This window comes from Halomonas pelophila (assembly GCF_040196315.1).
GTDB classification, from domain to species: Bacteria; Pseudomonadota; Gammaproteobacteria; order Pseudomonadales; family Halomonadaceae; genus Halomonas; species Halomonas pelophila.
On sequence record NZ_JBEGCI010000004.1, the window covers coordinates 187,798 to 212,736 of the forward strand.

19 protein-coding genes and 4 tRNA genes are annotated in these 24,939 nt (G+C 67.2%); 3 read left to right on the forward strand and 20 right to left on the reverse strand.

Going from position 1 to position 24,939, the window contains the following annotated elements; all coding sequences use genetic code 11:
- Window positions 1–241: 241 nt before the first annotated feature.
- The 7 genes from ABE957_RS05880 to osmF all read right to left on the reverse strand — a co-directional run bounded on the left by ABE957_RS05880 (window position 242) and on the right by osmF (window position 8,083).
- The gene (locus ABE957_RS05880; protein ID WP_349757753.1) at window positions 242–1,897 is read right to left on the reverse strand and encodes a dihydrolipoyllysine-residue acetyltransferase; all 1,656 of its coding nucleotides are present in this window, start codon (window positions 1,895–1,897) and stop codon (window positions 242–244) included.
- A 28-nt stretch (window positions 1,898–1,925) separates the two neighbouring features.
- Window positions 1,926–2,903, reverse strand: coding sequence for an alpha-ketoacid dehydrogenase subunit beta (locus ABE957_RS05885; protein WP_349757754.1), 978 nt, complete (start codon window positions 2,901–2,903; stop codon window positions 1,926–1,928).
- A 1-nt stretch (window position 2,904) separates the two neighbouring features.
- Window positions 2,905–4,119: a thiamine pyrophosphate-dependent dehydrogenase E1 component subunit alpha gene (locus tag ABE957_RS05890; protein ID WP_432765402.1), complete on the reverse strand. Its 1,215-nt coding sequence runs from the start codon at window positions 4,117–4,119 to the stop codon at window positions 2,905–2,907.
- A gap of 213 nt (window positions 4,120–4,332) precedes the next feature.
- Window positions 4,333–5,061, reverse strand: coding sequence for an ABC transporter permease (locus tag ABE957_RS05895; RefSeq protein WP_349757756.1), 729 nt, complete (start codon window positions 5,059–5,061; stop codon window positions 4,333–4,335).
- Entirely contained in the window at window positions 5,054–5,998 is a 945-nt protein-coding gene (locus ABE957_RS05900) for an ABC transporter ATP-binding protein (protein WP_349757757.1), read from the reverse strand. The genes ABE957_RS05895 and ABE957_RS05900 overlap by 8 nt, the downstream gene beginning before the upstream one ends.
- The gene (locus ABE957_RS05905) at window positions 5,995–7,161 is read right to left on the reverse strand and encodes an ABC transporter permease (RefSeq protein WP_349757758.1); all 1,167 of its coding nucleotides are present in this window, start codon (window positions 7,159–7,161) and stop codon (window positions 5,995–5,997) included. The genes ABE957_RS05900 and ABE957_RS05905 overlap by 4 nt, the downstream gene beginning before the upstream one ends.
- A 7-nt stretch (window positions 7,162–7,168) precedes the next feature.
- Window positions 7,169–8,083: a glycine betaine ABC transporter substrate-binding protein OsmF gene (gene osmF / locus ABE957_RS05910; RefSeq protein WP_349757865.1), complete on the reverse strand. Its 915-nt coding sequence runs from the start codon at window positions 8,081–8,083 to the stop codon at window positions 7,169–7,171.
- 91 nt (window positions 8,084–8,174) lie between these two features.
- Between osmF and ABE957_RS05915 the strand changes: the two genes are divergently transcribed.
- The gene (locus ABE957_RS05915) at window positions 8,175–9,176 is read left to right on the forward strand and encodes a DUF1853 family protein (protein WP_349757759.1); all 1,002 of its coding nucleotides are present in this window, start codon (window positions 8,175–8,177) and stop codon (window positions 9,174–9,176) included.
- Between the two features lie 199 nt (window positions 9,177–9,375).
- Here ABE957_RS05915 and cysS read toward each other — a convergent pair whose 3' ends face one another.
- Both cysS and ABE957_RS05925 read right to left on the reverse strand, forming a co-directional pair.
- Window positions 9,376–10,809 (reverse strand): cysteine--tRNA ligase, encoded by a 1,434-nt coding sequence (cysS, locus tag ABE957_RS05920; RefSeq protein ID WP_349757866.1) that lies wholly within the window; start codon window positions 10,807–10,809, stop codon window positions 9,376–9,378.
- An 11-nt stretch (window positions 10,810–10,820) separates the two neighbouring features.
- The gene (locus ABE957_RS05925) at window positions 10,821–12,533 is read right to left on the reverse strand and encodes a glutamine--tRNA ligase/YqeY domain fusion protein (protein ID WP_349757760.1); all 1,713 of its coding nucleotides are present in this window, start codon (window positions 12,531–12,533) and stop codon (window positions 10,821–10,823) included.
- 344 nt (window positions 12,534–12,877) lie between these two features.
- Here ABE957_RS05925 and ABE957_RS05930 point away from each other — a divergent pair, with 344 nt between their 5' ends.
- Window positions 12,878–13,384, forward strand: coding sequence for a peptidylprolyl isomerase (locus tag ABE957_RS05930; protein WP_349757761.1), 507 nt, complete (start codon window positions 12,878–12,880; stop codon window positions 13,382–13,384).
- A gap of 84 nt (window positions 13,385–13,468) precedes the next feature.
- Window positions 13,469–14,230, forward strand: a complete 762-nt coding sequence (locus ABE957_RS05935; protein WP_349757762.1) for a UDP-2,3-diacylglucosamine diphosphatase — start codon at window positions 13,469–13,471, stop codon at window positions 14,228–14,230.
- 35 nt (window positions 14,231–14,265) lie between these two features.
- On the opposite strand, the gene ABE957_RS05940 is transcribed toward ABE957_RS05935, so the two are convergent.
- The 11 genes from ABE957_RS05940 to ABE957_RS05990 form a co-directional block, all read right to left on the reverse strand.
- A complete protein-coding gene (locus tag ABE957_RS05940; protein WP_349757763.1) occupies window positions 14,266–15,309 on the reverse strand; it encodes a CobW family GTP-binding protein in 1,044 nt (347 codons plus the stop codon).
- Between the two features lie 151 nt (window positions 15,310–15,460).
- Window positions 15,461–17,281, reverse strand: coding sequence for a SurA N-terminal domain-containing protein (locus tag ABE957_RS05945; protein WP_349757764.1), 1,821 nt, complete (start codon window positions 17,279–17,281; stop codon window positions 15,461–15,463).
- A 164-nt stretch (window positions 17,282–17,445) separates the two neighbouring features.
- Entirely contained in the window at window positions 17,446–17,718 is a 273-nt protein-coding gene (locus tag ABE957_RS05950; RefSeq protein ID WP_089850121.1) for an HU family DNA-binding protein, read from the reverse strand.
- Window positions 17,719–17,896: 178 nt separating this feature from the next.
- Window positions 17,897–20,305 carry an endopeptidase La gene (gene lon, locus ABE957_RS05955; RefSeq protein ID WP_349757765.1) on the reverse strand — a complete coding sequence of 803 codons (2,409 nt, stop codon included), beginning with the start codon at window positions 20,303–20,305 and terminating at the stop codon, window positions 17,897–17,899.
- 181 nt (window positions 20,306–20,486) lie between these two features.
- Complete coding sequence (gene clpX / locus ABE957_RS05960) at window positions 20,487–21,767, reverse strand: ATP-dependent Clp protease ATP-binding subunit ClpX (protein ID WP_349757766.1); 1,281 nt, start codon at window positions 21,765–21,767, stop codon at window positions 20,487–20,489.
- A gap of 126 nt (window positions 21,768–21,893) precedes the next feature.
- Complete coding sequence (gene clpP / locus ABE957_RS05965) at window positions 21,894–22,514, reverse strand: ATP-dependent Clp endopeptidase proteolytic subunit ClpP (RefSeq protein WP_349757767.1); 621 nt, start codon at window positions 22,512–22,514, stop codon at window positions 21,894–21,896.
- An 89-nt stretch (window positions 22,515–22,603) separates the two neighbouring features.
- Window positions 22,604–23,959 carry a trigger factor gene (tig, locus tag ABE957_RS05970; protein WP_349757768.1) on the reverse strand — a complete coding sequence of 452 codons (1,356 nt, stop codon included), beginning with the start codon at window positions 23,957–23,959 and terminating at the stop codon, window positions 22,604–22,606.
- Window positions 23,960–24,259: 300 nt separating this feature from the next.
- Window positions 24,260–24,334, reverse strand: a tRNA-His gene (locus tag ABE957_RS05975).
- Between the two features lie 23 nt (window positions 24,335–24,357).
- Window positions 24,358–24,432, reverse strand: a tRNA-His gene (locus ABE957_RS05980).
- 83 nt (window positions 24,433–24,515) lie between these two features.
- Window positions 24,516–24,592: transfer RNA gene (locus ABE957_RS05985), tRNA-Arg, on the reverse strand.
- Between the two features lie 67 nt (window positions 24,593–24,659).
- Window positions 24,660–24,736: transfer RNA gene (locus ABE957_RS05990), tRNA-Pro, on the reverse strand.
- Window positions 24,737–24,939: the final 203 nt, after the last annotated feature.

Below are 24,939 nucleotides of genomic sequence, written 5' to 3' on the forward strand. Positions count from 1 at the left end.
CCCAGTGGATCAGATCCCGTCGGCAAGTCCCGGGGTGCCGGACCATCGCGAGGGCGCTGTGAACCCATCCCTGGGCGCTACCTTTGCCCTGCAGCGCTCTTGCATCCTGCTCCGCTTGCAGGGCCGGTGTTGGCCATCCATGGCCAACCCGTTCGGCGGAATCCGCCTCACCCTTGGCAAAGGACCCTCGCTTCGCCTTGCCCCCGGTATCCGGCATGGCGGGAAGCCGTGAAAGGCGCGCTTATCCAAGATGCAGGAGCATCGTCTCCGGGGCTTCGAGATAGCCCTTCCAGGCGTTGCAGAAGCGGGCGATGGTGCCCCCGTCGATCAGGCGATGATCGCCCGCCCAGGTGATCGTCATGATCGCCCGCTTGACGACGTTGTCGTCGGCATCGAAGCGCGGCAGCCACTGGGTCTTGCCAATGGCCACGATGGCCACCTCCGGGGCGTTGATGATCGGCGCCGCGTAGGTGCCACCCAGCGCGCCGATGTTGGAGATGCTGATCGTGCCCTCCTGCAGGTCCGCGGAGGCCACCCGGCCCTCGCGGGCACCCTCGGTCAGGCGCTGGATCTCGCCGGCGATCTCCAGCAGGCTCAGACGCTCCACGCCCTTGACGTTGGGCACCATCAGCCCGGCCTTGCCGTCCACGGCCATGCCGATGTTGCACGACGGCAGGTAGTGGATCTCGTCACCGGCCTCGTTGAGCCGGCTGTTGAGGATCGGGAAGTCGCGGATCGCAAGCGCCATCGCCTTCATGAAGAAGGGCATCAGCGTCAGGCGCGCATCGCGAGCCTGGGCCTCGGGCTTCAGGCGCTCGCGCAGCGCCAGCAGCTCGGTGACGTCGAGCTCCTCGCCGTACTGGAAGTGCGGGATCGTGGAGGCCGAGGCGACCATCTTGCGCGCCATGGCGGCGCGGATGCCGCGCATCGGCTCCACCCGCACCTCACCCTGGGCGCTCGAGCGCGCGGGCGCCTGGGCCTGCTCGGCGGGGGACGCCGCGGTGGGAGATGCTTCTTGGCTGGCCGTCTCGCCGCGCGCCAGGAAGGCCTGGATGTCCTCCTTCAGCACCCGGCCCTGCTTGCCGGACCCAGGTACCTGCTCGAGGCGCAGCCCGTGCTCGCGCAGCAGGCGTCGCACCGCCGGGCTCGCCGGGATCCGCCCGTGGGGCCCCTGCCCGCTCGTCTCGCGGGTCACCGGGCCAGACGAGGCATCCGTCGACCCCGCCTGCGGCGCACGCGGGGTCGAGGCGGCGGGCTCGGACGACGCCTGCTCGCCGGCCGGCTCGCTATCTGTGGTGTCACCATCGGCCGGTTCATAGGCGAACAGCGGCGCATGCACCTTGGCGATCTCGCCCTTGGCCACGTGAAGCTTCGCCACGCGACCCGCCTCGGGGGCGGTGATCTCCATCATGGCCTTGTCGGTCATCACGTCGACGACCGGCTGGTCCTCCTCGAGCCTGTCACCCTCTTTGATGCGCCACTCCACCACCTCGCACTCGACGATGCCCTCGCCGAGGTCCGGCAGGATAAAGTCCTTGGCAGCGGCGGTGCTGGCGGCAGGGCGAGCACCCTCCTGCAGATCGGCGGCGGGCGTGGCCTGGCTCTCAGGCTCATCGGTCTTCTGCTCAGGCACCTGACCCTCGGAAGACGCGGCCGACACGCCCTCAGCCTCGTAGGCAAACAGCGGGGCATGCACCTTGGCGATCTCGCCCTTGGGCACGAAGAGCCGGGAGACCCGACCCGCCTCGGGGGCGGTGATCTCGACCAGCGCCTTGTCGGTCATCACCTCGACCACCGGCTGGTCCTCCTCGATGACGTCACCCTCCTGGATGCGCCACTCCACCACCTCGCACTCCACGATACCTTCGCCGATATCGGGCAGCTTGAAATCTGTCATCTTGTCTCTCCTGTCCTGGATCCGGTCGTCAGAAATTCACGCTTTCGCGGATGGCCTCGACGATCTTCAGGTGATCCGGCAGATACTCCTTCTCCAGCGTCAGCGGGAAGGGGGTATCCAGGCCGGTCACCCGGGCGATGGGCGATTCCAGGTACAGGAAGCAGCGCTCCTGGATGGCCGCGGCGATCTCGCCGGCGAAGCCCCCGGTGCGCGGTGCCTCGTGGGTGATGACCAGCCGGCCGGTCTTGAACACCGACTCGGCCACGGTCTCCTGATCCCAGGGCAAGAGGCTCCTCAGGTCGATCACCTCGCAGGAGATGCCGTCCTTCTCGGCGAGCTCCACGGCACGCTCGATCACCTCCATCTGGGCGCCCCAGCCCACCAGGGTCACGTCGCTGCCCTCCTTGGTCACCTCGGCCTCGCCGATGGGCAGCTGGTAGTCCTCCTCCGGCACCTCGCCCACGGCGGCGCGATAGAGCCGCTTGGGCTCGAAGAAGAGGACCGGGTCCGGGTCGCGGATGGCGGCCAGCAGCAGTCCCTTGGCCTGGTAGGGATCGCGGGGCACCACGATCTTGAGGCCGGGGGTGTGCGCGAAGTAGGCCTCCGGCGACTGGGAGTGGTAGAGCCCGCCGGAGATGCCGCCGCCGTAGGGCGCACGAATGGTCAGGCCACCGACGTTGAAGAGATCGCCGGAGCGGTAGCGGAACTTGGCGGTCTCGTTGACGATCTGGTCGAAGGCCGGAAAGATGTAGTCGGCGAACTGGATCTCGGCGACCGGCACCGAGCCCTGGGCGGCCAGGCCGTTGGCGAAGCCGATGATGCCCTGCTCCACCAGTGGCGTGTTGAAGCAGCGCGCGCGGCCGTATTTCTCCTGCAGGTGGCTGGTGGCGCGGAAGACGCCGCCGAAGCTGCCCACGTCCTCGCCGAAGCAGAGCACCTTGTCGTCCTCGCCCATGGCGATGTCCAGGGCGTTGTTGATGGCCTGCAGCATGTTCATGGTCGGCATCTCACTTCTCTCCCTTGGCCGCGGTGTCATCGCCGGCTCGCACGTCCGGGTCCAGGGCACGCGCCCCCTTGGGGTAGGTCTCCGGGTACTGGCGGATATGGCGCTTCAGGGCGTCGAGCTGACGCTGCAGCTCCGGGGTGACGTCGGCGTAGACATCGGTCACCAGGCTGTCCAGGGGCGGCGGCGGGCGCTTCTCGGCCCGTTTCATGGTCTCCAGCACCTCGCGACGCAGGCTCTCCTGGAGCGCCTTCTCCTCGTCCTCGCTCCACCAGCCCAGGTCATCCAGCCAGCGCTGCATGCGCAGGATGGGATCCTTCTCCCGCCAGGCCTCTTCTTCCTTCTTTGAGCGATAGCCGGAGGGGTCGTCCGAGGAGGAGTGGGCGGCCAGGCGGTAGCTCATGGCCTCGATCAGCACCGGCTGGTTGTGCTCCACGGCGATTCGGCGCGCCTCGCGGGTGGCCGCGTAGACCGCCAGGATGTCGTTGCCGTCGACGCGGATCACGTGCATCCGATAGCCGAAGGCCCGCGGCGCCACGCCGTCGGCGGCGAACTGCTCGATGGAGGGGGTGGAGATCGCATAGCCGTTGTTGCGGCAGAAGAAGATCACCGGCACCTCGTGGACCGCCGCCATGTTCAAGGCCGCATGGAAGTCGCCCTCGGAGGCCGCCCCCTCGCCGAAGAACACCGTGGTGCACTGGCCGTCGCCGGCGAGCTTCTGGCCGTAGGCGTAGCCGGTGGCCTGGGGGATCTGGGTCGCCAGCGGCGACGAGATGGTCATGTAGTGCAGCTTGCGCGACCCGTAGTGGATCGGCATCTGGCGGCCCTTGCCGTAGTCGAGCTCGTTGCCGAACAGCTGGTTCATGAACTCGTCGAAGGTGAAGCCGCGATAGATCAGGGCGCCCTGCTCACGGTACTGCGCCATGATCATGTCGGCGTCGTCCAGCGCCGCCGTGGCGCCGATCACCGCGGCCTCCTCGCCAGTGCACTGCATGTAGAAGGAGAGGCGTCCCTGGCGCTGGGCGGCGAGCATCCGCTCGTCGAGCACCCGGGTGGCGACCATGGCGCGATAGATGGCCAGCGCCTGGTCCTTGGCGAGTTCGGGCGCCTTCGCTCCCTCATAGAGGGTGCCGTCCTGCTTGAGCAGGCGGAAGGTCGGAATGCTGAACTCGTCACCGGCCAGGAAGGTCGGCTCGTGGATGTCCGGTGTTGTTGTCATCGTCATGATCCTGTGCCCCTTTTGGGGGCAGTGTTGTCTTTAATGTTCCGGTCCGCCAGGGGGTCGCCCCGGGGCCGGTCAACGCAACAGGCTTGACGTTAACGTAAACTGGGCGAGTTGGGTAGTCCCCGATCGAGCGAGAGAAGCGCCCGAGTAAGCTCGAGTGAGGGACTTGAGAGGAGTTCGAGGGACGCACGCGCGGCGGAGGCGCGATCAGCGCACGCCGGGCGACGGCAACCGGCTGAACAGGCTGTCCACGCTGAGGGCCAGCAGGCCGATCAGCAGCGCCCCCTGGATCACATAGGCGGTGTTGCCATTGACGATCCCCGAGATGATCGGGTCGCCCAGGTTGCTCGCCCCTACGGTGGCGCCGATGGCCGCCGTGGCGATGTTGATGGTCACCGAGGTGCGGATGCCGGCGAGGATCACCGGGGCGGCCAGGGGCAGCTCCACCTGGCGCAGGATCTGGCCGCTGCTCATGCCCATGCCCCGCGCCGCCTCGCGCACCGACGGGTCGATGCCGAGGATGCCCGCCAGGGTGTTGCGCACGATGGGCAGTAGCCCGTAGAGCAGCAGCGCGACGATGATCGGCAGGGTACCGAACCCCAGCACCGGCACGGCCAGCGCCAGCACCGCCACCGGCGGGAAGGTCTGTCCCATGGAGGCCAGCTGGCTGACCAGCGGCAGGAAGTCGCGACCCGGCTCGCGGGTCACGGCGATGGCGGCACCGACCCCGATCAGGATCGCCAGCACCGCCGCCACGCCCACCACCGAGAGATGGCGGCCCAGCAGGTTAAGGAAGTCGGCACGGGCATAGATCACCTGGCGGCTGTCGGGCTCGATGACGCGAAAGAGCCCCTCCAGCTGCCCCATGCCCAGGGTGGCGGCCAGCAACAGCGAGAACCAGCAGAGTGGGACGATCAGCCGGCGACACTCAGTCATCGCTGCGCACCCCCACCAGGCGGCGCAGGGAGAGCTCGCCCACCGGCAGGTCGTCATCATCCACCACGGTGAGCCGCTCGGCATGGCGCCACAGCATCAGCGACAGCGCCTCACGCAGGCTGGCCTGCTGACCGATCCGCTCGCGCGCCAGCAGGCGCGGCCCCAGCGGCAGCATCCGCTGGCTGACCGGCAGCAGCGCCGCCTCCTTCAGGCCGCGATCCTCGCCGCCGAGCAGCGACTCGACGAAGCCGTCGGCCGGCTCGCGCAAGAGCTCCAGCGGCCGACCCTGCTGTTTGATACGCCCGCGATGCATCACCACCAGGTGATCCGCCAGCCGCAGGGCCTCGTCCATGTCGTGGGTGACGAAGACGATGGTCTTCTGCAGCCGCGACTGCAGCTCGCGCAGCTCCTCCTGCAGGCTCTCGCGGGTCAGCGGGTCCAGGGCGCCGAAGGGCTCGTCCATCAGCAGGATCTCGGGGTCCGCCGCCAGCGCCCGGGCGACGCCCACCCGCTGGGCCTGGCCGCCGGAGAGCTGGTGAGGATACTTGTCGGCGAACTCCTCCATGGCGAGCCCGAGCAGCGCCATCAACTCCTCGACCCGCGCCCTGACCTTCGCGGCCGGCCACTTGAGCAGACGCGGCACCAGGCCGATGTTGCGCGCCACCGTCCAGTGGGGAAAGAGCCCGGTGCTCTGGATCGCATAGCCCATGCGTCGGCGCAGGCTCTCCTCACGAAAGTCGCGAATCTGCTGGCCGTCGATATGGATCTCGCCCTCGCTGTGCTCGATCAGGCGGTTGATCATGCGCAGCGTGGTCGACTTGCCGCAGCCCGAGGTCCCCACCAGCACGCAGAGCTCACCGCGCGCCACGCTCAGCGAGATGTCATCCACCGCGGTGTCGGCACCGAAGCGCTTGGTGACATGGATCAGATCGATCATTCGGCCTCTCCCGGGCGTAGCGTGTCGGTCAGGGCCCCCAACAGGGCGTCGGCGACCAGCGCCAGGGCCAGGATGGGCAGCGCGCCCAGCAGCACCAGGTCCATGGCGGCCTGGCCGAGCCCCTGAAAGATGAAGGTGCCGAGGCCGCCGGCGCCGATCAGCGCTGCCACCGCGGTCAGCCCGATGGCCTGCACCGTGGTGATGCGCACGCCCTCGAGGATCACCGGCAGCGCCAGCGGCAGGCGCACCTGGCGAAACACCTGGCCGCGGCTCATGCCCATGCCGCGGGCGGCGTCGATGACACCGGGGTCCACCGCCTCCAGCGCCACAAAGGTGTTGCGCACCATCGGCAGCAGGCTGTAGCCCACCAGCGCCAGCAGCGCCGGCGCCCAGCCGATGCCGCTGACCCCCAGCGCCGCCAGCCACTCGACATGCGCCGAGAGCCAGGCGAGCGGGGCCAGCAGCAGGCCGAAGAGCGCAATGCTGGGGATGGTTTGCAGGAAGTTGAGCACCCCGAAGCCGATCCGCTGGGCGACCTGCCAGCGGCGCATGACGAGTGCCGCGGCCACCCCGAGCACCAGGCTCACCCCCACCGCGACGCCGACCAGCGCCAGGTGTTCGAGGATGGCGCCCAGGAACTGGTCGCGACGCCCCTGATACTCCTGCCACAGCGCCAGGGGCGCAAGCCACTGCGTGAGACACAGCCCAAATACGGCCAGCGGCACTGCCAGCAGCGCGACACCGGCCAGCCGCGACAGCGCCAGCCGGCTGCGCAGTTCCACCAGCAGCATCAGCAGCAGGAACAGCAGCAGCCAGACGCCGGCGCCGATCCCCAGGCGCGCGCCCACCGCGCCGGGATCGACCAGGCGGTGCGCCGCCAGGGAGAGCCACAGCGGCAGCGCGGCGAGCTGCACCACGACGAGCCCCAGGGCGATGCGCAGTGTCCTCGGCGACGGCCGCCGGGCCAACGCCGCCAGCGCCAGCAGGGGCATCGCCGAGACCAGGGCGCCGCCCCAGCCGAGCGACTCCACCAGGCCATGGGTGCTGCCGGGGACGATGCGATTGGGGGCCACGCTCACCATGTCGAGGGCCAGCCAGACCAGCAGGCCGACCAGCGACAGGCTCAGCAGCACGACATTGTGACGGGGGCGATCGGCGGGCAATGTCGCCTCAGTCGCCCAGGGTATCGAGGAACTCGGCCGCCACGGCGTCCGGGGCACGCCCGCTCACCGCCACATCGCCATTCAGGCGCTGCAGGGTTTCCTTGTCCAGGGCCTGGAAGACCGGCTCGAGCAACGTGGCGATCTCGGGATGCTGGTCGAGGACCGCCTCGCGGACCACCGGCGCCGGCTGATAGACCGGCTGCACGCCTAGGGTGTCGTCCATGACCACCAGGTCCAGGGCCTGCAGGCCACCGTCGGTGCCGTAGGTCATGGCCGCATTGACGCCGCTGGTCTGCTGGGCGGCGGCGCGCATGGTCGCCGCGGTGTTGCCGCCGGAGAGCACCAAGAGTTCCTCCTCGCCAAGCGTGAAGCCGTAGGCCGACTGGAAGGCCGGCAGCGCCTGGGGCGACTCCACGAACTCGGCGCTCGCCGCCAGCTTGAACTCGCCGCCGTCGCCGAGGTAGCTCGCCAGGTCCTCGAGGCTCGACAGCTCATGCTCGCGGGCCAGTTCGCCGCGCACGCTGATCGCCCAGGTGTTGTTGGCCTGGGCCGGCGTCAGCCAGACCAGGCCGTTCGCCTCGGCGTCACGCTCCCGCACGGTCTCGAAGGCCTTGGCGGCATCGTTCCACACCGGGCTGTCGGTCATGTCGAAGAAGAAGGCGCCGTTCCCGGTGTACTCGGGGTAGAGATCGATCTCGCCGGCCAGCAGCGCCTCGCGCACGATGCTGGTGCCGCCGAGCTGCAGGCGATCCTCGACCTCGATGCCGCCCTGCTCCAGTCGCTGCAGGATCAGCTGGCCGAGCACCGAGCCTTCGGTATCGATCTTGGAGGAGATCACCACGGGATCCTGAGCCTGGGCCGTGGAGATGGCGATCAACGACGCGGCCGCCAGGGAGACGCAGCGAGACAGAGGACGAATCATCATGTTCACCCGGTTCCTTATGAATGTATCCTGAGTATAAGGCCTGTACAGCTTCAATGTCAGACACGGGCGTCAACGTCGGATTTTCGCCATGCCTCTTTCCGCCTCGGCGCAACGCCTACTCGATCACTGCCGCCATCCGCTGGTCCGCGACCTGGGATGGATCCTGCTGGCGCCGTGCCTCGTCGAGATGCCCGGGGCTGCGCGCCCGACCCGCGAGGAGCTGGGCCTCGCCGATGACGAACGGCTGGCGGCCTGGCTTCTGGCACACGAGCGCTCGCCGGGCCGCCTCGAGGCGCATCTCGTCCCCACCCTGCGCGGGCGGATGGGGCTCTATCATGAGCGGCTCTGGCAGTTCCTGCTCGAGGAGGCACCGGCCACGCGACTGCTGGCCCACAACCTGCGCATCCACCAGGGCAAGCGCACCCTCGGCGAGCTGGACCTGCTCTACGCCCGTCGCGACGATCCTCGCCCGGTACACCTGGAAGTGGCGATCAAGTTCTACCTGGGACTCGTAGAGGGGCCCGGCACGCCGGAAAGCCAGGCGCGCTGGATCGGCCCGGGCGGCGCCGACAGCCTGCTCGCCAAGCGCGACCACCTGTTCCATCACCAGCTGCGACTGGCGCGAACACCGGAGGCCATCGAGGCGCTGCACCCGCTGCTGCCGCCCGTGGATTCTGCGGGACAGCCCCAGTGGGCAAAGGATCCGGCGACGGCCGTGCGGCTGGCGATGCCGGGGGTGCTCTTCTATCCCTGGCACGCCCCCCTGCCGGCGCCGCGAGACGCCACGCCCGACCACCTGCGCGGCCGCTGGCTCTACGCGCAGGACTGGCCCCGGCTGCGGGCCGGGCTGCCGCGAGGCACGCGCGGCGCCTGGCTGCACAAGCCGCACTGGCTCGCCCTGCCCCGCCACGAGGACCTGGAAGCCCTGTCGGTGCTGGAGAGGCAACTGGCGGCGCATTTCGAGGCCTCCGCCCGGCCGATCCAGATCGTGCTCCACCACCCCGAGAGCAATGCTCGCCGCCTCGTCCTGGTCCCTGACGACTGGCCGCGCCAGATCCCGCTGCCGACGCACGCGATACCCGGCGCCTGAGCCTCGCCCCCACATCGCCAAGGTGCTATCTCCAAGACCTTTGCGCCAAAGCCATATCGCCACAGCCCTATCGCCACAGCCCTGACACCAGAGCCCTAACGCCAAAGCCCCGTACCGAAGCGAGCCCCCGACGAGGCGCGCCCGGCCCCTGCAGAACAGGAGCCGGGCGCGTTTTCGACGGCCGAGGGTCTGGCCGAGGTCAGTCGGTGGGCGTCTCGAAGACCCAGGTGGTGCCCTCGCGGGAATCCTTGAGGATGATCCCGAGCGAGGCGAGCTCGTCGCGGATGCCATCGGCCCGAGCGAAGTCCTTGGCCTTCTTGGCCACGGCACGCGCGTCGATCTGCGCCTGGATCTCGTCTTCCGCGAGCGGCAGGTCGGCGGCACCGGCCTTGAGGAAACTCGCCGGGTCCTGCTGCAAGAGGCCCAGCAGCCCGCCCAGGCGCTTGAGCTCGGCGGCCAGCGCCGGGGCCCGGTCCGGCGTTTCCTTCCTGGCGCGATTGAGCTCGCGGGCCAGGTCGAAGAGCACCGAGAGCGCCTCGGGGGTGTTGAAGTCGTCGTCCATGGCGGCGATGAAGCGCGCGTCGTGGCCGCCGTCGCCCGGCTGATCGAGCGTTTTCGCTTCCGCGGCCGTATCGTCGAGCGCGACGTCCTCGAGGGCCAGCCCTTCGAGAGCATTGTAGAAGCGCTCCAGCGACTTGCGGGCGTCGGCCAGCGACTCGGGGGCGTAGTTGATCGGGCTGCGGTAGTGGCTCGCCACCAGCAGGTAGCGCACCACCTCCGGGTCGTGGTGCTCGAGCACGTCGCGGATGGTGAAGAAGTTGCCCAGCGACTTGGACATCTTCTCCTGGTTCACCCGCACCGCCCCGGCATGCATCCAGGTATTGACGTAGCGGTGGCCGGTTGCGGCCTCGCTCTGGGCGATCTCGTTCTCATGATGCGGGAACATCAGGTCCGGCCCGCCGCCATGGATGTCGAAGGTCTCGCCCAGGCAGCAGGTGGACATCGCCGAGCACTCGATGTGCCAGCCGGGCCGTCCCTCGCCCCAGGGCGAGGTCCAGCTCGCCTCGCCCGGCTTGGCCGCCTTCCAGAGAACGAAGTCCAGCGGATCCTCCTTGTGCTCATCCACCTCGATGCGGGCGCCAGAGCGCATCTCGTCCGGATCACGATTGCTCAGCGCGCCGTAGGTCTCGAAGCGGCGCACCCGGTAGTAGACGTCGCCGTTATCGGCGGCGTAGGCGAAGCCCTTGTCGATCAGCGTCTCGATCATCGCGATGATCTCGCCGATATGGCCGGTGGCGCGGGGCTCGCGGTCCGGCGGCAGCACGCAAAGGCGCGCTTCATCCTCGTGCATGGCCTCGATCATGCGCTCGGTGAGCGCGGTGATGGTCTCGCCGTTCTCGTCGGCCCGCTTGAGGATCTTGTCGTCGATGTCAGTGACGTTGCGCACGTAGGTGACGTCATAGCCTCGGGCGCGCAGGTAGCGGGTGATGACGTCGAAGGCCACCATCACCCGGGCGTGCCCCAGGTGGCAGTAGTCGTAGACGGTCATGCCGCAGACGTACATGCGCACCTTGCCGGGCTCGAGCGGCGTGAGCGGCTCCTTGCGGCGCGTCAGCGTGTTGTAGATCTGCATGGTACTCATGCTCACCCCTTCTTCTGGTCGTGCGCTTTCTTCTGGCCTTCCTGCTTCTGCACCTTGGCCCAGCCGTCCTTGAGGCCCACGGTGCGGTTGAACACCAGCTTGCCGTCGCGGCAGGCGTGGCGATCGGCGCAGAAGTAGCCCACTCGCTCGAACTGGAAGCGGCTCTCGGGCGTGGCCTCGGCCAGGCTCGGCTCGCCGATCGCCTGCACGGTGACCAGCGAGGCGGGATTGAGGTGCTCGAGGAAATCGGCGTCCTTGTCCTTGTCGGGCTGCTCGACCTGGAAGAGGTTGTCGTAGAGGCGCACCTCCATGGGCACGCCGTGCTCGGCGCTGACCCAGTGGATCACGCCCTTCACCTTGCGACCTTCCGGATTCTTGCCGAGGGTGTCGAAGTCGACGGAACAGCGCAGTTCGGCGATCTCACCGCTCTCGCCCTTGATCACCTCGTCGCAGCGGATCACATAGCTGTTACGCAGGCGCACCTCCTTGCCCGGCGCCAGCCGGAAGAACTTCTTCGGCGGCTCCTCCATGAAGTCGTCGGCGTCGATGTAGAGCTCCCGGGTCAGGGGCACACGGCGCACCGCCATGTCCTCGCGGGCCGGATGGCCGGGCACCTCATAGACCTCTTCATGCTCCTCGGCCACGTTGGTCAGCACCACCTTGAGCGGCTTGAGCACGGCCATGGCCCGGGGAGCGTTGTCCTCGAGGTCCGAGCGGATGGCGTGGTAGAGCATGGCGATGTCGACCAGGCCGCCGTCGGCCCGGGTCACGCCGATCATGTCGCAGAACTTGCGGATCGACCCCGGCGTGTAGCCGCGGCGCCGCATGCCGGAGATGGTCGGCAGGCGCGGGTCGTCCCAGCCGTCGACGATCTGCTCGTCCACCAGCAGCTTGAGCTTGCGCTTGGAGGTCAGGGTGTAGTTGAGGTTGAGCCGCGCGAACTCGATCTGGCGCGGGGTCACCGGCACCGGCAGGTTGTCGAGGAACCACTCGTAGAGCGGGCGGTGATCCTCGAACTCCAGGGTGCAGACGGAGTGGGTCACGCCCTCGAGGGCATCGGACTGCCCGTGGGTGAAGTCGTAGGAGGGGTAGATCTTCCACTTGTCGCCGGTCTGGTGGTGGCTGGCGTGGCGAATGCGATAGAGGATCGGGTCGCGCAGGTTGATGTTGGACGAGGCCATGTCGATCTTCGCCCGCAGCACCTTCTCGCCCTCGGCGAACTCGCCCACGCGCATGCGCTCGAGCAGGTCGAGGTTCTCCTCCGCGCCGCGCTCGCGGTAGGGGCTCGGCCGGCCCGCCTCGGTCAGGGTGCCGCGGTACTCGCGGATCTCGTCCGGCGAGAGGTCGTCGACGTAGGCCTTGCCCTCGCGCACCAGGTGCTGGGCCCAGGCGTAGAGCTGGTCGAAGTAGTCAGAGGCGAAGCGCACCGGGCCGGCCCATTCGAAGCCCAGCCAGCTCACGTCGTCCTTGATGGCGTCGATGTAGGCCTGCTCTTCCTTGGCCGGATTGGTGTCGTCGAAGCGCAGATGACAGTCGCCACCGAAGTGCTCGGCAAGCCCGAAGTTCAGACAGATCGACTTGGCGTGGCCGATGTGCAGGAAGCCGTTGGGCTCCGGCGGGAAGCGCGTCACGATCTTCCCGGTCCGCCCGGCCTCGATCTCCTCGCGGATCTGGTTGCGGATGAAGTTCGGCGCGCTGGTAGTCTCGGTGGTCATGTCGGTGGGGCAACCTCTGGTTGAATCGCGGGCCTGGCTCGGTGCAAACGACGAGAAGGCGTGGCGGGCACGCCCCCGTCTTCGCGCATCGAGGCAAAACGGCTATTATAGCGCCACGTGCCCATACGGCGCCAAGGCATCACGCCTACCGACCAATATGACCGCCGCGGGCCATCCCGCGGGACGCCGTGGACAGCTCGAAGAGGAGGTCTTTTGCCATGGATGGCAAAAGTAGCGCCCAGGGAAGGGTTCACAGCGCCTCCTCGCAGAGCTGTCGACGGAACAGTCCCGCGAAACGGACGTGGCGATCGCGCCGGCTCCGGCGACAACGATAGGAACCCAGCATGATCATTCTGCAGACCAATTTCGGCGATATCACCATCGCCCTGAACCACGACCAGGCCCCGAAGACCGCCGCCAACTTCGAGCAGTACGTGCGCGACGGCTTCTACGACGGCACCCTCTTCCACCGCGTGATTCCGGGCTTCATGGTCCAGGGCGGCGGCTTCGACAGCGACTTCAACCAGAAGCCGACCCGCGACCCGATCGACAACGAAGCCGATAACGGCCTGAAGAACACCACCGGCACCCTGGCCATGGCGCGCACCCAGGATCCCCACTCGGCTACCGCGCAGTTCTTCATCAACGTCGCCGACAACGACTTCCTCAACCACAGCGGCAAGAACATCCAGGGCTGGGGCTACTGCGTGTTCGGCGAGGTGGTCGAGGGCATGGACGTGGTCGAGAAGATCAAGGAGGTCCCCACCACCCGTCGCGGCATGCATGCCGACGTGCCCGCCGAGGACGTGGTCATCCAGAAGGCCTACGTGAAGGACGACACCGCGGTCTGATCCTCGGAAAGCTCGCGCGCACGCCCGCCGGGGCCGTTGAGGCCCGGCGGGCGTGATTCGTTTCACCGTCTAACAGGGCCGACCATGACCACCCTGCTGATATCCGACCTGCACCTGCAGCCCGCCACCCCCGAGATCACCGACGGCTTCCTTCGCTGGCTCGCCGAACGTGCCTCTGGCGCCGAGGCCCTCTACATCCTCGGCGACTTCTTCGAGGCGTGGATCGGCGACGACCTGCTGGATCTCGGCGCTGCCGATCCGACCGGCACCGCCGCGCTGGCATCCCGCGTCGCCGCCGCGCTGAAGACCCTCGCCGAGGCCGGCACCGCCATCTACCTGATGCACGGCAACCGCGACTTCCTGCTGGGCGAGCGCTTCGCGAAGGCCGCCGGCGCCCGCCTGCTGCCGGACCCCAGCGTGGTGACCCTGGGCGGGCGGCCAGTGCTGCTGATGCACGGCGACAGCCTGTGCACCCGCGACGAGGCCTACATGGCCTTTCGCCGCCAGGCCCGAGACCCACAGTGGCAGGCCCAGGTGCTCGGCATGCCGATCGCCGAGCGGCTCCAGCTGGCCAAGCAGCTGCGCGACCAGTCCGGCGAGGCGAACTCCAACAAGGCCGAGGACATCATGGACGTCACCCCCGACGAGGTAGTCGAGGCGCTGTGGGCCCAAGAGGTCGATACCCTGATCCACGGCCACACCCATCGCCCGGCGGTGCATGATCTCGAGGTCGACGGTGCCCCGGCCAAGCGCCTGGTGCTGGGCGACTGGCAGCCTGACAAGGGCTGGGAGATCGTCGTCGAGGAAGGGAGTGAGCCGAGACTCCAGGAGTTCCCGCTCTCCTGACTCGCGCTGCAAGGAGTGCTCCCACCAGGATGGCCTCACCGACTGTCCAGGCAGCCTGCCAACCGGCCCTCCAGCGCCTCGGCGTCCGGCAGGCGGCCCGCCTCGCCGATCAGCTCCAGCCGCGAGTCCCGCCGCCAGGCCGTGCCGGACAGGCTGACCGTGCCCTCGGCGCGGTTGTAGAGCTTCCAGCCATCGGCCGTGTGCAGCACGCCCTTCACCCTGAGTCCCGCGGGCAGCTCGCCCAGCAGCGCCGCGAGGCGATCCAGGTCGAAGACATCCTCGGCGTGCCAGCGCCAGCCCAGGGTCGCGTGACCCAGCGAGGCCCCTTCCTCGCGGACCGGCCTGCCGGGGGACGGCTCACGCTCGGCGGGCACCGCGTCCCGTGCCGCGTCCTTCGCGGAGTGTAATGCGCCCTCCCGGGCCGCCCGATGGGCCGGCGAGCCAAGCGCTGCGGCGCCGGCGGCGTGGCGCCCGCCTTCACGCAGCAAAGAGAGCGGCAGGTCCCCATGGGGCGCCTCGCGAATCCAGCGCTTGTGCGGCCACAGCTCGCCGAGCCAGTCCTTCGCCGCCTGCACCTGCTGGGGGGTGGCCAGGTCGGTCATGGTCAGCGCCACGCCGTCGGCCATGACCAGCTGGTCGCGGAAGGTCTCATGCGCCCGGGCGCGCGGGTCTTCCAGCCGGCGCGGATCGAGCAGCGCGATCACATCGCGCACCGCCAGCGCCTCGGCCAGGCCCTCGCCGCGCAGCACCTCGATGAGGCCCGCCGGATGACCGAGCCCCGAGGGCTCGATGATCAGGCGGTCCGGTCGATGGCGATGCAGCAGGTTCACCAGCGAGGCCTGCAGCACGACGGCCAGCTGGCAGCAGAGACACCCCCCGGGCAGTCCCTTGACGACCAGGTCGTCACGCTCCTCGAACATCGCCTGGTCGATCCCCACCCGGCCGAACTCGTTGATCACCACGGCCCAGCGCTCGTCGGCAGGCTTCTGCTCGATCAAGCGTCGAATCAGCGAGCTCTTGCCGCTGCCAAGAAAACCGGTGAGCAGATGGACGGGGATGGCAGAGAGAGGCGCGGGCATGGGGGCTCCTTGGTGTTCTCAGCAATAATGTTACAAGATAACATAAAGGCCAAGCGGCCAAGCGTGTGTGCTGCCCCCAGAAAAAGCTAACCCCAAGGCCATCGCCTTGGGGTTAGCTTGTCGCTCGGCGCGTATGGCTCGGCGCTTACCGTCAGAGCCGGTCGATGCTCGCCTTGTCGCGCAGGTCGTCAAGCAGGCCCTGAATGGCGGCCTGGGCGCGTAGACGCTCCGCCATGTTGGCGACGAAGGCCTCCATCTGCGCATTGGGCTCGCCGTCCTGGACGCGCTCCAGGGCGATCAGCATCACGCGCTCGCCGTCCACGGCGTGTCCGTAGACCGGCTGCTCGCCCTCGGGATGCGGCAGGCGGAAGGCGGCCTGGACCAGCGCCTCCGGGAGGGCGCTGCCGCCCTGGCGGCTGACCGATTCGGCCTGCTGCCAGTCGATCTCCAGCGTCTCGCTGGCCCGCAGACTCTCGACGCGCCGAGTCGCCAGCTCCACCAGCGCCTCGCGGGTCTTGGCCTCGCGCACGGCGGCCTCGACCTCATCGCGCACCTCGGAAAGCGGCAGCGTGGTGGCGTCGCGATGCTCGGCCACGCGCAGCACCAGGCGGCGATCCTCGTCGAGCTCGATCACCTCGCTGTTGTAGCCCTCCTCCAGCACATCGCCGCTGAAGGCCTGCTGCATCACGCCGGGCTCGGAGAGCACGCCGTCACCCCCCTCGCGACCGACCCAGTCGCTCTGCTCAAGCGAGAGCCCGAGATCGTCGGCGACGCTTGCCAGATCGTCGGCGGCGAAGCTGTCATCGATCAGGCGCTGGGCACGCTCGTTGAAGGCGTCGTCGACCTGCTCGAGGGCCAGCTCGGCGCGCAGCGCCTCGCGGCGCTCCTCGAGGGCGGGGCGATCGAGCTCGGTGACCTTGATCAGGTGCAGGCCGTTGTCGGTCTCGACGATCCCGGAGACCTCCCCCTCGCCGAGGGCGAAGGCGGCGTCCTCGAAGGCCTCGCCGAAGAAGCCGCGGGAGATCACGCCCAGGTCGCCGCCGGCGTCGCTGGTCGAGGTGTCGTCGGAGAGCTCGGCCGCCAGCGCGTCGAATGCCTCGCCCTCGGCGAGACGCGCCTGAACCTGCTCTAGGCGCGCCCGAGCCTCTTCGCGGCTACGCTCGTCGCCGAACGTGACCATGATGTGCGAGACGCGGCGATCGGCCTCGGCCGCCCCGGCCTGCCAGGCCTCGCGCAGCGCCTCTTCGCTCACCTTGACCTCGGCGGCCATCTGCTGGCGATCAAGCACCACGTAGTTGACCTTCACCTGCTCGGGGCGGCGGTAGTCGCCCTGGTGGGCGTCGTAGTAGGCCTGCAGATCCTGCTCCTGGAGCTCAGGCGCAGAGGCCAGGTCATCCGCCGTCAGGGCGTGGTATTGGAAGCTGCGGGTCTGGCGCTGCAGTTCGGCGAGGCGCTCGCTCTCCTCTTCCAGGGTGAAGTCGCTGACCGCCAGTCCCTGCTGGACCTGCTGACGCTTCAGGTCGACGGCGAGCTGCTGGCGGAACGACAGCGGCGTGAAGCCGGCGCTGGCCAGGCGATTGCGGAACAGCTCGCGGTCGAAGCGTCCCTGGGCGTCCTGGAACTCCGGCAGGGTGACGATCAGCTGATCGAGCTGCTGCTCGGAGACGTAGAGGCCGCCCTCCTCGGCGTACTGGGTCAGCAGCCGCTCGGTGATCAGCATGTCGAGCATCTCGGCGCGCAGGGCGCGCTCCTGGTCCGGCGGTACCTGGCCGCTGCGGATGGCGCGCTGCACCTCGATCTCGAGCTGCTGGCGGGTGATCGGCTCATCGTTGACCTGGGCGACCTCATCGCCGCTGTTGCCCAGCAGCCCGACCAGCGATTCCACGCCGAACAGCGCCATGGTCACGACCACGGCACCGATGATGATCTTGGCGCCCCAGCTCTTGGAGCGGTCACGAATACTTTGCAGCATGCAGGCCTCTGCGGATCAAATGAGTCGGGTCGCGCACATTATACGCATCACCGTGCGCCTCGCGACGCCGCGGTGTTGGTGCCCATGAACGGGAACAGGCGCACCGCCGGGGCGATGCGCCTGTTGAAGAAACCACCGTCAATGCTACGGCAGGCGCCGTTGCCTCAGTTGACGGAGTCCTTGAGCGCCTTGCCGGCCTTGAAGCTCGGCACCTTGGCAGCGCTGATCTCGATCGGCTGGCCGGTCTGCGGGTTACGGCCAGTGCGAGCGGCACGCTCCTTGACGGTGAAGGTACCAAACCCCACCAGGGACACGCTGTCACCCTTCTTCAGGCTCTCTGACACGGTGTCGACCATGGCATCCAGTGCGCGGGAAGCGGCTGCCTTGGGAATGTCGGCAGACGCGGCAATGGCTTCGATCAGCTCGGATTTGTTCACACTTCACCCCTTGACTATTTCGTAAATTGGCTCTAATCGGCGAGACTTTCGGCTGACTGACGCGATCACAGCATGGCGATAGTTTATAGCAATGCGGCGAAAGCCCTGTCAAGCAACCTTACCAGCCAAACCCCGCCATACCGGGCTTTTCACTCCGGCATGGCGAGAAAAATTACCGTTAGTGCGTACTGATCATCGACGATTTGGAGGAGGAGTCTTCCGCAGTGGAACCCTCCTTTTTCGGCTTAGGCTTCTCGGCCAGGGCCACCTCCAGAACGTCATCAATCCAGCTAACCGGCCGAATATCGAGGGCTTCCTTGATATTGTCCGGGACCTCCTTGAGGTCACGACGGTTTTCCTCCGGTATTAGCACCGTCTTTATACCACCGCGCCTGGCGGCCAGCAATTTCTCCTTGAGCCCGCCGATCGGCATCACCTCGCCGCGCAGGTTGACCTCGCCGGTCATGGCGACGTCGCAGCGCACCGGACGACCGGTGTAGGCCGAGACCATCGCCGTGACCATGGCGACACCGGCGCTGGGACCGTCCTTGGGCGTGGCGCCCTCGGGCACGTGGATGTGCAGGTCTTCCTTCTCGAAGCGCTCGGGATCGATGCCGAGCGCCAGGGCGCGCGCCCGCACCACGGTCTGGGCGGCACTCACCGACTCCTTCATGACGTCCCCGAGCGAGCCGGTCTTGTCCAGGCGGCCCTTGCCGGGGGTGATCACCGACTCGATGTTGAGCAGCTCGCCGCCCACCGAGGTCCAGGCCAGGCCGGTCACGCGCCCCACCTGATCCTGCTGATCGGCCAGACCGTAGCTGTAGCGCCGCACCCCGGCATAGGGCTCGACGTCGGCGGCGCAGAGCCGCTGCGGGGCCTGGGCGCCCTCCTTGCTCTCCTTCTCGATGCGCTCGCGCAGCACCTTGCGACACACCTTGGCGATCTGGCGCTCGAGTTCGCGCACCCCGGCCTCGCGGCTGTAGTAGCGGATCAGCTCGAGCAGGGCGTCGTCGGAGAGGGACAGCTCGTCGTCCTTGAAGCCGTTGGCCTTGAGCTGCTTGGGCACCAGGTAGCGCTTGGCGATGGCCAGCTTCTCGTCCTCGGTGTAGCCCGGAAGACGGATCACTTCCATACGGTCCAGCAGCGGCCCGGGAATGTTCATCGAGTTGGCGGTGCAGATGAACAGCGTCTCGGAGAGATCGTAGTCCAACTCCAGATAGTGGTCACTGAAGGTATCGTTCTGTTCCGGGTCGAGCACCTCGAGCAGCGCCGAGGAGGGATCCCCGCGGTGATCCATGCCGATCTTGTCGACCTCGTCGAGCAGGAACAGCGGGTTCTTGACCCCGGCCTTGGCCATGCGCTGAACCATCTTGCCGGGCAGCGAGCCGATGTAGGTGCGGCGATGGCCGCGGATCTCGGACTCGTCGCGCACCCCGCCGAGCGCCAGGCGCACGTACTTGCGATTGGTGGCCCGGGCGATGGACTGCCCCAGGGAAGTCTTGCCCACCCCGGGCGGCCCCACCAGGCAGAGCACGGGGCCCTTGAGCTTCTTGACCCGCTTGTGCACCGCCAGGTACTCGAGGATGCGCGCCTTGACCTCCTCGAGGCCGTAATGATCCTCGTCGAGCACCTTCTGGGCATGCACCAGGTCGTGCTTGATGCGAGTGCGCTTCTTCCACGGCACCGCCACCAGCCAGTCGAGGTAGGAGCGCACCACCGTGGCCTCGGCGGAATTCGGCGACATCATCTTGAGCTTGCCCAGCTCCTGGAGGGCCTTGTCGCGGGCCTCCTTGGGCATGCCGGATTCCTCGATGGCCTGCTCGTACTTCTCGGCCTCGTTGGGCACGTTCTCGAGCTCGCCCATCTCCTTCTGGATGGCCTTCATCTGCTCGTTGAGATAGTACTCGCGCTGAGACTTCTCCATCTGGTCCTTGACCCGCGAGCGGATGCGCTTCTCCACCTGCAGCAGGTCGATCTCGGACTCGATCAGCGCCATCAGGTGCTCGATACGATCGCGCACCCGATCCATCTCCAGCAGCTGCTGCTTGTCATCGATCTTCAATGACAGATGGGCGCAGATGGTATCCACCAGGCGGCTCGGGTCCTCGATGCCGGAGAGCGAGTTGAGCACCTCGTTGGGCACCTTCTTCGACATCTTCACGTACTGCTCGAACTGGTTGAGCAGCACGCGCACCAGCGACTCCTGCTCGCGCTCGGAGAGCGGCTCGCTCTCGCGCAGGCTCACCTCGGCGCGGCTGTAGCCGCCGTCGACGGCGACGATCTCGCGGATGTCGGCCCGCGACTCGCCCTCGATGAGCACCTTGACGGTGCCGTCGGGGAGCTTGAGCAGCTGCATGATCTCGGCGACGGTGCCGATGGCGAACATGTCCTCGCTATCGGGATCGTCCTTGCTGGCCTCGCGCTGGGCCACCAGCAGGACGCGCTTGTCGGCCTCCATGGCGGCCTCGAGCGCCTGGATCGACTTCTCGCGGCCGACGAACAGCGGAATGACCATCTGCGGGTAGACGACCACGTCCCGCAGCGGCAAAAGGGGCAGACTCAGGGTCTGTTCGGCGTTCTGCTGCATCGCAGACGTTCCTCACACGAAATCGGATGGATACCCAGGGAATGGGGGCGAAGCGGCGGCATTGCAAGGCAAAGGCGGGCGGCCACACACAAGAAGGGGAGCGGCCCTTCCCCGGAGCGCCCTTCGGGCACCCCGGGGATAAAGCCGCTCCCTCATCAGGGCGACGAACGCCCGGCGCGCGTCAGCCGTCGGTGCCGTCGACCCGCGCCGCTTCCTGCTGGGAGTAGATCAGCAGCGGCTCGCTCTCGCCGGCGATGACCGAGGCATCGATCACCACCTTGGAGACTCCCTCGAGCGACGGAATCTCGTACATGGTGTCGAGCAGCACCGACTCGAGGATCGAGCGCAGCCCGCGGGCGCCAGTCTTGCGAGCCATGGCCTTGCCGGCCACCGCGCGCAGGGCGTCCTCGCGGAAATCGAGCTCCACGCCTTCCATCTCGAACAGCCGAGCGTACTGCTTGATCAGCGAGTTCTTCGGCTCGGTGAGGATCTGGATCAGGGCATCCTCGGTGAGCTCGGTGAGGGTGGCGATCACCGGCAGGCGACCGACGAACTCGGGGATCAGGCCGAACTTGACCAGGTCCTCCGGCTCGACGTCGAGCAGCAGGTCGCCGATGCCCTTGGACTCGTCCTTGCTCTTGACCTCGGCATTGAAGCCGATGCCGCCCGTCTCGGCGCGATCGCGGATCACCTTGTCGAGGCCGGCGAAGGCGCCGCCGACGATGAACAGGATATTGCCGGTGTCCACCTGCAGGAACTCCTGCTGGGGATGCTTGCGACCGCCTTGGGGCGGGACCGAGGCGGTGGTGCCCTCGATCAGCTTGAGCAGCGCCTGCTGCACGCCCTCGCCCGAGACGTCACGGGTGATGGACGGGTTGTCCGACTTGCGCGAGATCTTGTCGATCTCATCGATGTAGACGATGCCGCGCTGGGCCTTGTCCACGTCGTAGTCGCACTTCTGCAGCAGCTTCTGGATGATGTTCTCGACATCCTCGCCGACGTAGCCCGCCTCGGTGAGGGTCGTGGCATCGGCGATGGTGAAGGGCACGTTGAGCAGGCGTGCCAGGGTCTCGGCCAGCAGGGTCTTGCCGCTGCCGGTGGGACCGATCAGCAGGATGTTCGACTTGCCAAGTTCGACGTCGTCTTCCTTGCTGCCGTAGCGCAGGCGCTTGTAGTGGTTGTAGACCGCCACCGACAGCACCATCTTGGCGCGGTCCTGGCCGATCACATAGTCGTCGAGGGTGTGACGGATCTCGCGGGGAGCGGGCAGGCGCTCCTCATCGGTCTCGGCATCGGCATCGAGCACCTCCTCGCGAATGATGTCGTTGCACAGGTCGACACACTCATCGCAGATATAGACGGATGGGCCGGCAATCAGCTTGCGCACCTCGTTCTGGTTCTTGCCGCAGAACGAGCAGTAGAGCAGCTTGCCGCCTTCGTCCTTGCCTTTGCCGTCGGCCATTCGCGTACCTCTTTCTTGATGACGCCCCGTACAGTATGGCTCACGGGGCGTCGGGTTCACCACGGTGGCCGCGGCCACCGGGAAACGTCTCAGTGCATGAAGGGCACTCGGGTGAATTTCACGCTATCAGGATGTCGGACGCTGTTCCAGCACCGCATCGATCAGGCCGTATTCGGCGGCCTGCGGCCCATTCATGAAGTTGTCGCGATCGGTATCCTTGGCGATGGTCTCGATCTCCTGGCCGGTGTGATGGGCCAGGATCTGATTGAGCTTGTCGCGGATGCCGAGAATCTCGCGGGTGTGGATCTCGATGTCCGAGGCCTGACCCTGGTAGCCGCCCAGCGGCTGGTGGATCATCATCCGCGAGTTGGGCAGGCAGTAGCGCTTGCCCGCGGCGCCGCCGGCCAGCAGCAGCGCGCCCATGCTCGCCGCCTGACCGATGCACACGGTGGAGACGTCGGGCTTGATGAACTGCATGGTGTCGTAGATCGACATGCCCGCGGTGACGCCACCGCCCGGCGAGTTGATGTACAGGTGGATGTCCTTGTCCGGGTTCTCGGACTCAAGGAACAGCATCTGCGCCACCAGCAGGTTGGCCATGTAATCTTCCACCGGCCCGATCAGGAAGATCACGCGCTCCTTGAGCAGGCGGGAGTAGATGTCGTAGGCCCGCTCGCCGCGCGCGCTCTGCTCGACCACCATGGGCACCAGGCCGCCGGCGGATTGGGGTTCGAACGGGTTGCTCATCTGATGATGTCCTTGGATCCGATGAATGGAAGCGGTGGATGTAGCGCCTGCCCGGCCGTTCGGCCGGACAGGCTATCCCGAAGCGAGGATCAGGCCTTGGCTTCGCCCTCGGCCTCTTCGTCTTCCTCGGCCGCTTCGCCCTGCTGCTGGGCCGCGGCGAGAGCCTCCTGATAACCCATTTCCACGTCCTTGACGGTGGCCTGCGCGAGCAGCGCGTCGACCGCCTTCTCCTCGAGAAGGGCGGACTGGACCTGGGTCTTCAGCTGGTCATTGCCCATGTAGTGGGCGACGACCTGCTCGGGGTCCTGGTACTGCTGAGCCAGCTCCTCGACCTTGGCCTTGATCTCGTCGTCGGTGGCCTCGAGCTCGCTGCTCTTGATCACCTCGGCCAGCAGCAGGCCGACCTGAACGCGGCTCTTGGCCTGCTCGCTGAACAGCTCGTCGGGCAGCTGGGAGACGTCGAAGTCCTCACCGAGGCCGAACTGCTGGGCTGCCTGGCGCTTGAGGCCGTCGGTCTCCTGCTGCACCAGCGAATGGGGCACCGGGATGTCGTTGGCCTTCTTCAGCGCCTCGAGCACCTGCTGCTTGACGCGGTTGTCCACGGCCTGGCTCGCCTCGCGGGTCATGTTCTGCTTGACCTCGCTGCGGAACTTGTCCAGATCGCCGTCCTCGACGCCGAACTTGGCGATGAACTCGGCATCGACCTCGGGCAGGGCCTGCCCCTTCACCGCGTGGACCTTGACCTTGAAGGTCGCTTCCTGGCCGGCCAGCTGCTCGGCCTGGTAGTCCTCGGGGAAGGTGACCTTGAGCTCCTTCTCCTCACCGGCCTTGGCACCGATGAGCTGCTCCTCGAAGCCGGGGATGAAGCTGCCGGAGCCGATCACCAGCTCGTGACCCTCGGCGCTGCCGCCCTCGAAGGGCTCGTCGCCCAGGAAGCCCTGGAAGTCGATCTTCACCTGATCGCCGTCTTCGGCAGCACGCTCGACCTCTTCCCAGCCGGCATTCTGCTTGCGCAGGGTGTCGATCATCTCGTCGACGTCGGCTTCGGTCACCTCGACCACCGGACGCTCGACCTCGGTGCCCTCGATGGACGCCAGCTCGACCTCGGGATAGATCTCGAGGGTGGCGGTGAACTCCAGATCCTTGCCGGTCTCGTTAGTGGTGGCCTCGATCTGCGGGTAGCCCGCCGGGTTCAGCTCGTGCTCGGAGATGGCGCGCACGTAGCGCTCGCGCATCACCTCACCCACCACTTCGTTGCGGACGTCGTGGCCGTAGCGCTGACGGATCACCGACATCGGCACCTTGCCCTTGCGGAACCCGTCCAGGCGCACGTTCTTGGCGGCATCCTTGAGACGGGCGGCAACGGCCTCGTCGACCTCGGCGGCCGGCACCTGAACCGTGATGCGGCGTTCAATCTGGGAGGTCGTATCGACGGAAACTTGCATGAAATGTCCTCTACCGACTTGGGCGTTCTGAAAGCGTGAAAAGTTCAAAGGGCTGATTCTAAGAATCCCGCCCGATACTGGCAAGCGCCGTGCCTGATCAAATGGGGGCCCGACGACGCATTACAAGGGCCAGGACGGAGATTTTTCCGCGCTGACCACGACCACGAGCGGGATCGGCGCGACGCGTGCGGGACAAGGCGTCACGGCACGACACCACGGGCAACATCACGGCACGAGCCATGCATGAAGAGAGGCGAAGATGAGCACTACGGGGAGACAGGATCACGCTGAGGGAGGCAATGGGGTGGATGATGGGGATCGAACCCACGACCACCGGAGCCACAATCCGGGGCTCTACCACTGAGCTACATCCACCACTGCCTGGGGTCATGTCGAGATGGGGTGGATGATGGGGATCGAACCCACGACCACCGGAGCCACAATCCGGGGCTCTACCACTGAGCTACATCCACCACTACGACACGGGTCTTGCGAAAACACTTGCTGCGAGCTCTAACGAACGACTCGAACCGCTACCGGCAACTCCATGCGAGCATGGCGCGCCCAGCAGGACTCGAACCTGCAACCTACGGCTTAGAAGGCCGTTGCTCTATCCGGTTGAGCTATGGGCGCATGATACATATCCGGGCGCCTGACCGCAACCCTTGGTGGAAAATAAAACTTTCCAATCAACAGGTTGTGGTCGGGGTGGAGGGATTCGAACCCCCGACATCCTGCTCCCAAAGCAGGCGCGCTACCAGACTGCGCTACACCCCGCCGGCTCTTGCACGGCCTCGACGTCGCCGCAGGGGCCTCGTCAAGCGCTGCGTATTCTACGTAACTTTGCCGGCGGGTCAAGCGGGAACCTCACCACCGCCGGCACGCGCTTTGCCTGCGGGTCCCGGCATGCGAAAATCCCCGCCCCGAACACGGTGCACGCTCACCACGCCCCATACTCACCCCGAACCACCAGAGGGAAG

Excerpts from the sequence above, each read along its gene's own strand:
- cysS (WP_349757866.1), bottom strand. The coding sequence starts at position 10,809 with ATGCAGATCTACAACACGCTGACGCGCCGCAAGGAGCCGCTCACGCCG.
- ABE957_RS05935 (WP_349757762.1), top strand. The coding sequence starts at position 13,469 with ATGACCACCCTGCTGATATCCGACCTGCACCTGCAGCCCGCCACCCCC.
- ABE957_RS05890 (WP_432765402.1), bottom strand. The coding sequence starts at position 4,119 with ATGACAACAACACCGGACATCCACGAGCCGACCTTCCTGGCCGGTGAC.
- lon (WP_349757765.1), bottom strand. The coding sequence starts at position 20,305 with ATGCAGCAGAACGCCGAACAGACCCTGAGTCTGCCCCTTTTGCCGCTG.
- ABE957_RS05925 (WP_349757760.1), bottom strand. The coding sequence starts at position 12,533 with ATGACCACCGAGACTACCAGCGCGCCGAACTTCATCCGCAACCAGATC.
- clpX (WP_349757766.1), bottom strand. The coding sequence starts at position 21,767 with ATGGCCGACGGCAAAGGCAAGGACGAAGGCGGCAAGCTGCTCTACTGC.
- ABE957_RS05900 (WP_349757757.1), bottom strand. The coding sequence starts at position 5,998 with ATGATCGATCTGATCCATGTCACCAAGCGCTTCGGTGCCGACACCGCG.
- ABE957_RS05915 (WP_349757759.1), top strand. The coding sequence starts at position 8,175 with ATGCCTCTTTCCGCCTCGGCGCAACGCCTACTCGATCACTGCCGCCAT.
- ABE957_RS05940 (WP_349757763.1), bottom strand. The coding sequence starts at position 15,309 with ATGCCCGCGCCTCTCTCTGCCATCCCCGTCCATCTGCTCACCGGTTTT.
- ABE957_RS05880 (WP_349757753.1), bottom strand. The coding sequence starts at position 1,897 with ATGACAGATTTCAAGCTGCCCGATATCGGCGAAGGTATCGTGGAGTGC.
- ABE957_RS05885 (WP_349757754.1), bottom strand. The coding sequence starts at position 2,903 with ATGCCGACCATGAACATGCTGCAGGCCATCAACAACGCCCTGGACATC.
- osmF (WP_349757865.1), bottom strand. The coding sequence starts at position 8,083 with ATGATTCGTCCTCTGTCTCGCTGCGTCTCCCTGGCGGCCGCGTCGTTG.
- ABE957_RS05930 (WP_349757761.1), top strand. The coding sequence starts at position 12,878 with ATGATCATTCTGCAGACCAATTTCGGCGATATCACCATCGCCCTGAAC.
- tig (WP_349757768.1), bottom strand. The coding sequence starts at position 23,959 with ATGCAAGTTTCCGTCGATACGACCTCCCAGATTGAACGCCGCATCACG.
- clpP (WP_349757767.1), bottom strand. The coding sequence starts at position 22,514 with ATGAGCAACCCGTTCGAACCCCAATCCGCCGGCGGCCTGGTGCCCATG.
- ABE957_RS05895 (WP_349757756.1), bottom strand. The coding sequence starts at position 5,061 with ATGACTGAGTGTCGCCGGCTGATCGTCCCACTCTGCTGGTTCTCGCTG.
- ABE957_RS05945 (WP_349757764.1), bottom strand. The coding sequence starts at position 17,281 with ATGCTGCAAAGTATTCGTGACCGCTCCAAGAGCTGGGGCGCCAAGATC.